Source organism: Nocardiopsis endophytica, assembly GCF_027706725.1.
In the GTDB taxonomy this organism is placed as follows: Bacteria; Actinomycetota; Actinomycetes; order Streptosporangiales; family Streptosporangiaceae; genus Nocardiopsis_A; species Nocardiopsis_A endophytica.
Genome location: NZ_JAQFWQ010000004.1, coordinates 120,740 through 132,546, shown reverse-complemented (window position 1 = coordinate 132,546; position 11,807 = coordinate 120,740). Strand labels below are relative to the sequence as shown.

Genomic DNA, 11,807 nt, shown 5'->3' with positions numbered 1-11,807 from the left:
CCCCGAGATCAACACCAGCGCGCCCCCGTGCCGCCGTTCCCTCGTTGATCTCGGGAGAAACGACGCTAAAACCGGCCCGGTAGGGGCGCTTTTCCCGAGATCAACGAGGAGGGGCACTGGGGGTGCGGGCGCCACGAACGCGGGCGGGCACGCACCTCCGCCACCGCGCACCGGACCGCAAGGGGCCTCGCGCCCGGCAAGCAGGGCCGGGGAACCGCCCTGCTATCGCCGTCGCCGCCATCGACGGCGGCCACCCGCACGCGCCGTACGCGACAGCGCTGCCGGAAGGGCCGCCGACCTTTCCTCGTCGCCGCCTTCCACCCCACACCCCGGCGGGCCGCCGCCCGGCTGGGGCCGCAAGCGGGGTGCCGCCCGGCTGGGGCCGCAAGCGGGCCGCCGCCCGGCCGGGGCCGCAAGCGGGGTGCTGGCTCAGCCGCCCGTCCGGACCGTGAGGGGGCGGTTTCAGCGTCCGGGCGTGGGGGTCTGAGTAGGACTACTCAGCGCCGCTGGGGGTCCGTCCCGATGTCGTGGAGGGGCTGGTCCGGCGAGTCTGTCGGGTATGGACGGACTCTACGCACTCAAGCCCTGGTTCGCCGACCGCCTGGCGTCCCTGCGGCGCGCGCTGGTCGCCCGGGGCGTGGCCCCCGCGGTGCTCACCTGGGGCGGGGTCGCGTTCGGCGCCGCCGCCGGAGGCGTGATCGCCGCGCTGCCCCCCGGCCCCCTCGCCGCCGGAGCCGTCGGCGCCCTCCTCGTGGCCCGGCTCGCCTGCGCCAACCTGGACGGCGGTGTCGCCCGGGAGAGCGGGCGCTCGACCCGCGCCGGGGCGGTGGACAACGAGCTGGGTGACCGGCTGGCCGAGTTCGCCGTGCTGGCCGGGTGCCTGGCCGCCTACCCCTCCGCCCTCGTGCTGGGCGCCGCGCTGGCGGCCACGCTCCCCTCCTGGGTCTCCCTGGCGGGTGCGGCGGCCGGTGCGCCGCGCCTGCAGGGCGGCCCATCGGGCAAGACCGAGCGCTGCGCCCAGTTCGTGCTGCTGGCGCTGACCGGGTTCACCGCCCTGGTGTTCCCGCTGATGATCGTCGGCTCGCTGGTCACGGCGGTGCTCCGGCTGGTCCGCGTCCGCAGGGCGCTGCACGCGCTCGACACGGCGGGGCCGGCGGCGGCCTCCGCGGCTCCCGCGTCCGGGGGTGCCCGGTGATCGGCGCGGTGGAGGCCGCCCCCTACATCGCCGGGGCCCTGGGGGTAAGCGGCGCGGGCGTATGGCTCTCGCGCAGGCGGGAACTGGTCCGCCGCTGGATCAGCTGGGCCGTCATCGCCCCCGTCGTCGGCGGTGCCCTCGCCCTGGGCGCGCCGGGGGCCGCCGTGCTCGCCTCGGCGGTCGCCGCGGTCGCCATGGCCGAGTACGGGCGCATGACCGGGCTCCGCACGGCCGAGACCGCCGTCGCCGGGACCGTGGTGGCGGCGCTGCCCGTCGCCGCGTGGCTCGCGCCCGACCTGCTCTGGCGGGCGGCCCTGCTCGGAGTCCTCGCCGCCGCACTGGTCCCGGTCCTGTCCGGCGACGCCGAGGACGGGGCGCGCCGTGCGGCGCGCGCGGTGTTCGGGGTGGTGTGGCTCTCGGCGCCGGTGGGCCTGGTGCTGCTCGGCCCCGCCGCTTTCGCCCTCGTCGCCGCGGTCGCGGTGGCCGACGTGGGTGCCTGGTTCGGCGGGCACTTCTTCGGCAGGCACTGGCTCGGCGGCTCGCCGCTGTCCCCGCTCTCGCCCGCCAAGCGCTGGGGCGGCGTGGTCGCCGGCGCGGCGGCGGGCATCGCGGTGCTGGCGCTGCTCGGGGCGCTCACGCCCGGCGCGGCGGTGGCCGTCGCGGTCGCCGCGCCCCTCGGCGACCTCCTCGAATCCATGGTCAAGCGCGGCGCCGGAGTCAAGGACGCCGGTGGCTGGCTGCCCGGCATGGGCGGCCTGCTCGACCGCGCCGACTCGCTCCTGCTCGCCCTTCCCGTAGCGGTGGTGCTCACATGAACGGAACGACTCCCGGCCCCCTCTCCCCCGGTGCCGTCTCCCGCGCAGCCCTCTGGCGGCTGGTCCTCACCGCCACCGGCGGCATCCGCACGGACGGACCGGCGCCCGAAGGCCCCTGCGTCGTGGTCGCGAACCACTCCTCGCACGCGGACACGGCGGCCCTCATCGCCGCTCTGCCGGTACGCACGCGCCCGGCCGTGGCCGCCGCGGGCGACTACTGGTTCGAGCACGGCCTGCGCGCTTGGCCGGCCAAGGCGCTGACCGGCGCGTTCCCCGTCCGGCGGAACGGCGGTGGATGCGCCGACCTGCTGGCGGCCCGCGCCTTGCTGGACGAGGGCCGCGCGGTCATCGTCTACCCGGAGGGGACCCGCTCGGTCGACGGAGGGATGGGCCGCTTCCACTCCGGCGCCGCCCGCCTCGCCGCCCACGCGGGCGTGCCCCTGGTGCCCGCCGCCATCAGCGGCACGCGCGCGCTGCTGCCCAAGGGCGGCGGCGTCACACCGACCCGCGTGACGGTTCGGTTCGGCCTCCCGGCCGAGGGCGTCGCGGAGGCCAAGGAACAGATCACCCGGATGCTGGAGGAGCCCGCCCATGTCTGACGTCCTTGCCGACTCCGCGCTCCGCAAGCGCGCGGCGCGCCTGGCCCGCTCGCCCTACGGGACGGCGCTGGCGGCCGGCTGGGGCTTCGCGGAGGCCAAGAAACAGATCGCCCGGATGCTGGAGGAGCCCGCCCATGTCTGACGTCCTTGCCGACTCCGCGCTCCGCAAGCGCGCGGCGCGCCTGGCCCGCTCGCCCTACGGGACAGCGCTGGCGGCCGGCTGGGGCTTCGCGGAGGCCCTGTCGTGGCCCGTGCTGCCCGAGGTCGCCCTGGCGGCGCTGTGCGTGGCCGACCCCTGGTCGGGCCCGAGGCTGGCCGCCTCGGCGGCCGTCGGGAGCGTCGCCGGGGGTGCGGTGGCCTACGGGCTGGCGCGCTCCGGGGTGGACGTGCCCGCGCCGCTGACCACGGCCCGGATGCGGGCCACGGTGGCCGAGCAGATGGCCGCCGAAGGAGCGAAGGGGGTCCGCCACCAGCCGCTGGCGGGCATCCCCTACAAGGTGTACGCCGCCCGGGCCGGGCGGGAGAGGCTCGGTGCGGCGGCCTTCACCGCCGCCAGCGCGCGGGCACGGGGCACGCGCATCCTCGGTGCCGGTCTGGCGCTGTCGGCCTTCGGCGCCGCAGCGCGCGGCCAGCGCCACCGCTACCCCGTCTACCTGGCGGCGGTGGGCACGGGGTTCGCCGGGGCGCTGACACTCATCGTGCGCGGCTGGCGCTGAAGGGGGCGGCCGAGGCCGCCCCCCTCAGAGCCCACGCGGACAGGCGGACGGACCGCAGCGGGCCGACCCCGCCGTCTCCGCCGCCGACCGCCGCCCCCGCGTCGTTGATCTCGGGAAATGCGCCCCTAAGAGCGGCCCCTCAAGTGTTGGGTTTTCGGGGTGCCGGTGTCCTCCCCGGTCGGGGCGGTGGCCGCAGAGCTCCGTGGTCGCGGGAGCACCGACTCACCCCGGGGCAACCGGCCCGTGCCCCCGCACACCGAAAACCCGAAACTTGAGAGCGGCCCAGAAGCGTCGTTCGTCCCGAGATCAACGCGGAGCACACCCGCCGATCCGCGCGCCCTCTTCCGCAGCCTGCTTCGGCCTCGGACCCGTTCGCCCCCGGGTCAGTACCGGGACCCGACCGGAGCGGGGACCGAGTCCAGCTCGCGCAGGTCCTCCGCCGTGAGGTCGACATCGGCGGCGCCCACGTTGTCCTTGAGGTAGCGCATCTTCTTGGTCCCCGGGATCGGGATGACGTGCTCCCCCTGGGCCATCGTCCAGGCGATCGCCACCTGCGCCGGGGTCGCGCCCTTGCGCTCGGCGACGCGCTTGACCACCTCGACGATGCGCATGTTCTGCTTGGCGGCCTCCTCCTGGAAACGCGGCTGGCGCGTCCGGAAGTCGCCCTCCTCGATGGAGGAGACGTCCACGGCGCCGGTGAGGAATCCGCGCCCCAGCGGGGAGAAGGGGACGAAGGCGGCGCCGTTCTCAGCGGTCCACCCCACCACGTCCCCGGGGCCCTCGGCGTCGCCGCCCTGGGCGTCCCGCGTCCACAGCGACAGTTCGGACTGGACGGCGGCCACGGGGTGGATCGCGTGCGCCTCCTCGGCCTGGGCCCGGGTGACCTCCGACAGCCCCAGGTGCCGCGCCTTGCCCTCCTGCACCAGCTCGGCCATCGCGCCCCAGGTCTCGGCCAGCGGGACCTCGGGGTCGACGCGGTGCAGGTAGTACAGGTCGACGGTGTCGGTGCCCAGGAGGTTCAGGCTCTCCTCCAGGGACCGCTTGACGTGTTCGGGGGAGCCGTCGAGCCGCATGCTGTAGGTGCCGGGGTCGGTGATGACCAGCCCCGTCTTGGTGGCGACGGTGACCCGGTCGCGGATGCCCTTGAGGGCCTCGCCGAGCAGCCCCTCGTTGTGGCCGGAGCCGTACACCTGGGCGGTGTCGATGAAGGTCACGCCCATGTCGACGGCCTGGCGGATGAGGTCGACCGAGGCGGCGTCATCCCGCTCCGAGGCCGAATACCCCCAGCTCATCCCCATGAGTCCGAGCCCGACGGCTCCGACCTCGTGCCCCTGGAACGTGCGTGTGCGCTTGGATCCGTTGTCGTTCATGGGACCAGCTTGGGGCCGCCGCCGCGGAACCGGCAGCCCCGGGTGATCCTGTCACTGCCAGTGCCACCCTTCGGGCGGCCGCTCGCCCCGCGCCCGAGTCCCCGTGCCCGATCCCCCGCGGCCGATCACCCCGCGGCCGCCAGGCGCACCGAGGACATCAGCCGCTCCAGCGCCTCCTGTGTGCCGGTTCCGGGCCGGGGGTTGTAGAGCACCAGGCTGTGGCCGGGCAGCTCGGGGATGCCGAGCAGGGTCGCCTCGAAGACCAGGTCGCCCGCCTGCGGATGGACCACCGCCTTGACGGAGCTGGACTCGGGCAGGACCTCGTGCCGCTCCCACATCTCGGCGAACTCCGGGCTCACCGACATCAGGTCCGAGGCGATGCGGCCGAACTCCGGGTCGTCCGGGTAGTGGGCGGCGTCCTTGCGGAACCGGCCCACAACGTGCGGGGCCGTCTCCTCCCAGTGCCGCATCAGCGCCCGGTAGCGGGCGCTGGTGAAGAAGGTGACCAGGCAGTTGTGCTCGCCCTCGCCGTAACCGAGCACCTCGGCGGACACGTCGTTGACCGCGACCAGGTTCCAGTACCGGTCCCGGATGTGGGCCGGGCGGGGCGACCAGGCGTCCAGCAGCCGCACCAGCTCGCCGGACACGCGCGCACCGGGCTCGGGGGCGGCGAGCGGCGGGTTGAGCCCCGACAGCAGGTACAGGTGCTCGCGCTCGGCCGCGTCCATGCGCAGCGTCCGGGCGATCGCGTCCAGGACGTCGCCGGAGACGTTGATGTCGCGGCCCTGCTCCAGCCGGGTGTACCAGGACACGCCGACTCCGGACAGGACGGCGACCTCCTCGCGGCGCAGCCCGGGTGTGCGGCGGCGCCCGGCCTCGGGCATGCCCACGTCCTGGGGCGTGAGCCGGGCACGGCGGGTGCGCAGGAAGTGCCGCAGTTCGTCACGGCGGCGCAGGGCGGGGTCGGCGGGCGGCGTCGGAGCGCTCATGCCCCCACGATAGCCGCGGCCGGGACCCCGGCCCCGGGGCCGGAGCGGGGGTCGGCCCCGGGGCCGGAGCGGAAGGTGCGCCGGTAGGCCAGCGGGGAGACGCCGATGGCCGCGTGCAGGTGCCGCCGCAGGGAGGCGGCGGTGGCGAACCCCACCTCGGCGGCGACCCGGTCCACCGGCAGGTCGGTGCCCTCCAGCAGGTCCCGGGCGCGGGCGACCCGCTGGGCGGTGAGCCACCGGCCCGGGCTGGTCCCGGTCTCCTGCTGGAACCGGCGGGCGAAGGTGCGCTCGCTCATCCGCGCGTGCCGGGCCAGCTCGGCCGTGGTCAGCGGCCGGTCGAGGCGGGCCAGCGCCCACTCCCGGGTCGCCGAGGTGCCCGCGTCCCCGGTCTCGGGGACCGGCCGTTCGATGTACTGGGCCTGCCCGCCGTCGCGCCAGGGCGGGACGACGCAGGCCCGCGCCGCCCGGTTGGCGGCCCCGGCGCCGTGGTCCCGGCGCACCAGGTGCAGGCAGGCGTCCACACCGGAGGCGGCCCCGGCCGAGGTGAGGATCCGGCCCTCGTCGACGAACAGCACCCCCGGGTCGACCTCCACCCGGGGGAAGAGGCGCCGCATGAGGTCGGCCTGGTGCCAGTGGGTGGCGGCCCGGCGGCCGTCCAGCAGCCCCAGGGCGGCCAGCAGGAAGGAGGCGGTGCAGATCGACACCAGCCGCGCGTCGGGGCGGACGCGGCGCAGCGCGTCGACGGCGGCGGCGGGCGGACGGCCGGTATCCACCAGCGGCGCCAGGTCGAACGGCGGGATGACGACGGTGTCCGCCGTCTCCAGCGCCTCCGGGCCGTGCTCCAGGGCGACGGCGAAGTCCTCCCGGGTGGCGACACTCCCCGGTCCGCGCTCGGGCCCGGCGCCGCAGGTGACGACCTCGTACTCCTCCCCCAGCTCACCGAAGACACGCGCGGGGATGCCCAGTTCGAAGGGGTAGACGCCGGGCAGGGCGAGGACGGCGACACGGTGCGGTGCGGTCACGGCGGATCGGCGCATGGCAGGATCGTATCGGACATTGGCGATCCGGCCATTTCGTTCCCGGCCCTCCTGCGCCACCCTGGTGTGCATGAGCAACGACACGACGAAGCCGGAGATCCCGGCCACCATGCGCGCGGTCTCCCAGGACGCCCACGGCGGCCCCGAGGTGCTGCACCTGGTCGAGAAGGAGGTCCCCGCCCCCGGGCCGGGCGAGGTGCTGGTCCGGGTGCGCGCGGCGGGCGTGAACCCGACCGACTACAAGCACCGCAGCGGACGCCGCTTCCTCGGCGACCCGCCGTACGTCCTGGGGTGGGACGTGTCCGGGGTGGTGGCGGCCGTCGGCATCGGGGTCGCGCTGTACCGGCCGGGCGACGAGGTGTTCGGCATGCTGCCCTACCCCTACGGGGCCGGGTCGCACGCCGAGTACGTGACGGGGCCGGCCCGCGCCTTCGCCCCCAAGCCGTCGCCGCTCGACCACGTCCACGCCTCGGCGGTCCCGCTGGCCGCCCTCACCGCATGGCAGGCGCTGGTCGACACCGCCGACCTGGAGGCCGGGCAGAAGGTGCTCGTGCACGCCGCCGCCGGCGGGGTGGGGCACTTCGCGGTCCAGATCGCCAAGGCGCGCGGCGCCCGAGTGGTCGGGACGGCCAGCGCGCCCAAGCACGACTTCGTCAAGGGCCTGGGGGCCGACGAGGTCGTCGACTACACGTCGCAGGACTTCACCGAGGCCGTGACGGACGCGGACGTCGTCCTGGAGACCGTGAGCCCGGAGAACGCGCTGAAGTCGCTCGGCTCCCTGAAGTCCGGCGGCATCGTGGTGAGCATCCTGCCCACCGGGACCGACCGCCTGGCCTCTGAGGCGCGCGAGCGCGGGCTGCGCGGGGTGGAGATGCTGGTCGAGCACGACCAGGCGGGGATGCGCGCCGTCGCCGCCCTCGTGAACGCGGGCGCCCTGCGCCCGGAGATCGCGGGGGTGTTCCCCCTGGAGAAGGCCGCCGACGCCCACCGTGAGGGCGACACCGGGCGCGTGCAGGGCAAGCTGGTGCTGTCGGTCTCCGAGGACTGACCCCGACCCCATGTTGATCTCGGGAGAAACGACGCTAAAACCGCGCTGGTAGGGGCGTTTTTCCCGAGATCAACGAGCGGTGGGGCCTCAGGTGCTCGCGCCCGCGAGGGCGGCGGCCAGCACGGTGGCCCCGGCCAGCGCGCACACCAGCCACCGCGTGCGCGCGCGCTCGGGGAAGGACAGCAGCACACTGCTGGCCAGGAGCATCAGGACTCCCACCCACAGCCCGTGGGCGAACCACGGCAGCGCCTCGACGTACTCCGGGAGCGCTGACTTCACCAGGGGCGCGCCGGGGACGTGCAGACCCCGCCGGTAGGCGACGAGGACGGCCGCGACGGGCAGCCCTGCGGCGCACACCGCCAGAGGAGCGCGCCATGGCCGCCTCCGGGGACCGCTCTGGGCCCGGCCACCGGACCCGCGACACTCCCGACCTTGGCGAAGACTCGACGCCCGCACCTGTTCCGCCTGCTCTCTGTGAGTAACGACACTGGGGACGGAACGCCACCTTATCGCCGTCCGCGCACGCCCGGATCCGCTGCGAAGGCGGCGCCGTGCCCTGGCGTGCCGTCCCCTGGGGCGCCCTCCCCGAGGGCCCCGCCTCCGTGAGCCGCGCCGCCGGGGACGCCCCCGGGCAGGACGTCCTCCGGCAGCAGGTTCTGGAGCTGTTCGAGCGTGGGCTCCCGGCCGCCGGACGCCTGCTGCTCGATCCGGCGCGAGTGCCGGGCCACGGCGTCCTCGAAGAGCTTGCGGATCTCGCGGGCGTTGCCGTGGGAGAACCGCTCCCGCTCCGAGCGCACGGCCGAGGCGACGGCCTCACGCGTCGGGTCGGGCACCAGGAAGTCCCCTGCCAGGGCCGTATCGGCGAAGATGTCCACGAGCTCGCCGGGGGTGTAGGGGGCGAAGTCGACGGTGCGCGAGAAGCGGGAGGCCAGGCCCGGGTTGGCGGCGAGGAACCCGCGCATCCGGTCGGTGTAGCCCGCGGCGATCACCACGAGCTCGTCCCGGTGGTCCTCCATCAGCTTGAGCAGGGTCTCCACGGCCTCGGCCCCGAAGTCGCCCCCGCCGCCCCCGCCCGCCAGGCTGTAGGCCTCGTCGATGAACAGCACGCCGCCGCGCGCCCGCTCGACCACCTCGCGGGTCTGCTGCGCGGTGTGCCCCTGGTAGCGGCCCACCAGGTCGGCGCGGGAGGCCTCCACCACCTGCCCCTGGGCCAGCACCCCCAGCGCGGCCAGCAGCTCGCCGTAGATCCGCGCCACGGTCGTCTTGCCGGTGCCGGGAGGCCCGGCGAAGACCAGGTTGCGGGAGGGCAGCGGCGCCTCCAGCCCGGCCGCCTGGCGGCGCCGCCCGGCCGAGATGAGGCTCGTCAGCTCGGTCACCTCGCGCTTGGCGCTGTCCAGGCCCACCATGGACTCCAGGCGCCGCATCAGCTCCTGGGCCTGCTGCTCGTCGCGCGGGGCGCCGACCCGGGCGGTCAGCCCGGGGTCGACCGCGCCCTCCAGGTCGCCCGGGACGATCCGGGTGAGGTCGTCGGCGGCGGTGGCCCCGTCGGCCACCAGGCGGCTGGCCTGCCGCTGCACGACGTGCTCGAACATGCGCCGCGCCTCGCGCCCGTTGCCGAATGAGGCGTCCTGCGTCTGCCCCTGGAAGTGCCGCACGACCAGGTCGCGCACGCCCCGGCCGAGGACGTAGCCCTTGCCCTCGGCCATGGCCGTGAAGATGGTGGCGAGCTGCTCGGGCTGGTAGTTCGGGAACTCCACGGTGCGCGAGACACGGGACTTCAGGCCCGGGTTGGCGGCGAGGAAGGTACGCATCTCGTCGGAGTAGCCCGCGAAGACCACGACGACCTCCTCGCGCGCGTCCTCCATCAGCTTGATCATGGCGTCGATGGCCTCCTGGCCGAAGTCGGCGCCGCTGCCGAATGTGCGGGAGAGGGCGTAGGCCTCGTCGATGAACAGCACGCCGCCGCGGGCGCGCTGGAACAGCTCGGTGGTCTTGCGCGTGGTCTCGCCCAGGTGCTCGCCGACGAGGTCGCCGCGGGAGGCCTCGATGAAGCCGCCCCGCTCCAGCACCCCGAGGGAGCGCAGCACCTGCCCGTAGATGCGCGCCACCGTGGTCTTGCCGGTGCCGGGTGGGCCGGAGAAGACCAGGTGCCGGCTGAAGTCGAGGCTCGGCAGCCCGGCCTCGACGCGCTTGGCGTTCACCCGGTGCAGGTCGACCAGGGCGCGGACCTCCTTCTTCACCCCGTCGAGTCCGACCATCGCGTCCAGCTCGGCGAGCACCTCGTCGAGCGGGCGCGCTCCGGTGCCCGCGTCGGCGGGCGCGGCGGCCGGGGCGGGGGCGACCCGGTCGGAGGCGGCGCGCACCGCCTGCTCGGGGAGGCCCTTCTCGGTCTCGGTGTCCTCCACCTGGAGCACGGACCCCGGGTCGGCGTGGAGGTCCTTCTGCCCGTTGCGGCGCAGCGTGCAGCGCACCAGCCGGAGGCGGCCGCTCCCCTTGACCCCGGCGCCGACCTGGTTGACGCCGGTGATGGTGGTCTCCTCGACGGTCGCCGCGCCGCCGTCCGTGACCGCGATCCCGTTCGTGCCCCCGGCGACCGTGGAGTCCTTGAGGGCGATGCGGCCCCCGTCCCCCACGGTGACGCCGTTGGTGCCCCCGCCCAAGACGCGCAGGTCGGCTCCGACGACCTCTCCGTAGGCCCCGGAGTCCGCCAGCAGCGCGCTCTTGTGGCAGCGGGCGACGGTCAGCCCCTCGGCCTTGAGGGTGGTGTCCTCCAGGATGCGCACGCCGGAGAGCACTCCGCTGATCTCGACCGACCGCAGGGCCAGGGAGCTCTGGCGCGCGACCACGCCCACCCCGGCGCCGGTGCCGGTGATCGTTGAGTCGTCGATGTCGGCGCGCGCTCCGGACAGCCGGACGCCCGGCTTGGGCTCCTCCCCCGCCGCCGAGGGGGATGAGCGCACGTGGAGCCCCCGGACCTCGGCTCGGCCGGAGCCCTGAAGGTTGAGCGCGGTCCCCGAGACGTCCCGGAGCCTGGCGCCGTCCACGCTGATCCGGCCGCCCACCCCTTGGAACACGTCGTTCGCGGCGCCGTCCACCTCCAGCCCGGACACGCGCGCCTCGGCCTGGTGGACGAAGAGGACCGGCCCGGCCGCCGCGCTGACCGCGCAGTCCCGGAAGGACGCCCGGGAGTCCTCCTCGACCAGCACGGCGACCTGGTCGCGGACGCCGCCGGACACCCGCAGCCGGGTGAAGGAGGGGGTCGAGCGCTGCCCCACCCAGATCCCCCGCCCCGCGGCGTCCTCGACGGTGCAGTCGGTGAGGGAGGGCGAGGCGCCCCCCACCACGCCCACGGTGAGGTTCTCCTCGGTGCCCGTGCCGGTGAAGGTGCACTCCGTAACCTCGGGAGCGGCGCGGTCCGCCACCACCAGGGCGTGGCTCTGGGACGGGCCGGTGAAGCTCAGCCGCAGCAGTTCGGCCCGCGCCTCCCCGGTCACCTCCACCCCGGCGCGGTCGAAGGAGGTGTCGACGAGGCGGCCGCCCCCGCCGCGCATGCGCAGCGTCCCGCCGGAGACCCGGCACCCCTCCAGGTCCACCGGCGCCGCGTCCGCGGCGATGCCGAGCGGCAGGGCGAAGGCGCAGTCCAGGGCCTTCATCGAGGTGCCGGGGTACAGCTCGATGCCGGGGTGCCGCTCCGAACCGCCGACCACCTCGACCCCGTACAGCTCCAGGCGGCCCTGGCGCACCTCGAACACGGCGTCGTCGGCCACCGAGACCGAGACCGTGCCCGGCCCCTGGGTCGGCACCACGATCACGTGCCGGTCCACCACGAGCGCCTCGTCGGCCGTGTACTCCCCGGGGTCCACGTGCAGGTAGAGGTCCATCCCGGCACACGAGGGGTGCCGGAGGATCTCATCGAGACCGGAGGCCGCGCCGCGCGCGGACCTCGACACGTGGACCGTGAACATCCATGCACTCCAGAGGGGACAGGGGGCGTTCCACCACCGGGACCGGCGCGCCCGCAACGGTACGGTCCGTACG

Annotated in this window: 11 protein-coding genes; 6 read left to right on the top strand and 5 right to left on the bottom strand. The window is 75.3% G+C overall.

Going from position 1 to position 11,807, the window contains the following annotated elements; genetic code table 11:
• Window positions 1-559 precede the first annotated feature (559 nt).
• Genes O4J56_RS02655 through O4J56_RS02635 form a run of 5 tightly spaced genes read left to right on the top strand, consistent with a single transcriptional unit; the run spans window position 560 to window position 3,325 of the window.
• Window positions 560-1,195: a CDP-alcohol phosphatidyltransferase family protein gene (locus O4J56_RS02655; RefSeq protein ID WP_270683434.1), complete on the top strand. Its 636-nt coding sequence runs from the start codon at window positions 560-562 to the stop codon at window positions 1,193-1,195.
• Window positions 1,192-2,010, top strand: a complete 819-nt coding sequence (locus tag O4J56_RS02650; RefSeq protein WP_270683433.1) for a phosphatidate cytidylyltransferase — start codon at window positions 1,192-1,194, stop codon at window positions 2,008-2,010. Before O4J56_RS02655 ends, O4J56_RS02650 begins: the two co-directional genes overlap by 4 nt.
• Complete coding sequence (locus O4J56_RS02645; protein WP_270683432.1) at window positions 2,007-2,609, top strand: lysophospholipid acyltransferase family protein; 603 nt, start codon at window positions 2,007-2,009, stop codon at window positions 2,607-2,609. Before O4J56_RS02650 ends, O4J56_RS02645 begins: the two co-directional genes overlap by 4 nt.
• On the top strand, window positions 2,602-2,751 hold the full coding sequence (locus O4J56_RS02640; protein ID WP_270683431.1) for a hypothetical protein: 150 nt from the start codon (window positions 2,602-2,604) through the stop codon (window positions 2,749-2,751). The genes O4J56_RS02645 and O4J56_RS02640 overlap by 8 nt, the downstream gene beginning before the upstream one ends.
• Entirely contained in the window at window positions 2,744-3,325 is a 582-nt protein-coding gene (locus O4J56_RS02635) for a hypothetical protein (RefSeq protein ID WP_270683430.1), read from the top strand. Before O4J56_RS02640 ends, O4J56_RS02635 begins: the two co-directional genes overlap by 8 nt.
• A 383-nt stretch (window positions 3,326-3,708) precedes the next feature.
• Here O4J56_RS02635 and O4J56_RS02630 read toward each other — a convergent pair whose 3' ends face one another.
• From O4J56_RS02630 to O4J56_RS02620, 3 genes are all read right to left on the bottom strand, one after another.
• Window positions 3,709-4,695, bottom strand: coding sequence for an aldo/keto reductase (locus O4J56_RS02630; RefSeq protein WP_270683429.1), 987 nt, complete (start codon window positions 4,693-4,695; stop codon window positions 3,709-3,711).
• Window positions 4,696-4,820: 125 nt separating this feature from the next.
• Window positions 4,821-5,684 (bottom strand): helix-turn-helix transcriptional regulator, encoded by an 864-nt coding sequence (locus tag O4J56_RS02625; protein WP_270683428.1) that lies wholly within the window; start codon window positions 5,682-5,684, stop codon window positions 4,821-4,823.
• Window positions 5,681-6,721 (bottom strand): GlxA family transcriptional regulator, encoded by a 1,041-nt coding sequence (locus tag O4J56_RS02620; RefSeq protein ID WP_270683427.1) that lies wholly within the window; start codon window positions 6,719-6,721, stop codon window positions 5,681-5,683. The genes O4J56_RS02625 and O4J56_RS02620 overlap by 4 nt, the downstream gene beginning before the upstream one ends.
• Before the next feature lie 70 nt (window positions 6,722-6,791).
• Here O4J56_RS02620 and O4J56_RS02615 point away from each other — a divergent pair, with 70 nt between their 5' ends.
• Window positions 6,792-7,769, top strand: coding sequence for an NADP-dependent oxidoreductase (locus tag O4J56_RS02615; protein ID WP_270683426.1), 978 nt, complete (start codon window positions 6,792-6,794; stop codon window positions 7,767-7,769).
• An 87-nt stretch (window positions 7,770-7,856) separates the two neighbouring features.
• Here O4J56_RS02615 and O4J56_RS02610 read toward each other — a convergent pair whose 3' ends face one another.
• Window positions 7,857-8,126, bottom strand: a complete 270-nt coding sequence (locus tag O4J56_RS02610; protein ID WP_270683425.1) for a hypothetical protein — start codon at window positions 8,124-8,126, stop codon at window positions 7,857-7,859.
• Between the two features lie 149 nt (window positions 8,127-8,275).
• Complete coding sequence (locus O4J56_RS02605) at window positions 8,276-11,734, bottom strand: AAA family ATPase (protein WP_270683424.1); 3,459 nt, start codon at window positions 11,732-11,734, stop codon at window positions 8,276-8,278.
• Between the last annotated feature and the right edge of the window lie 73 nt (window positions 11,735-11,807).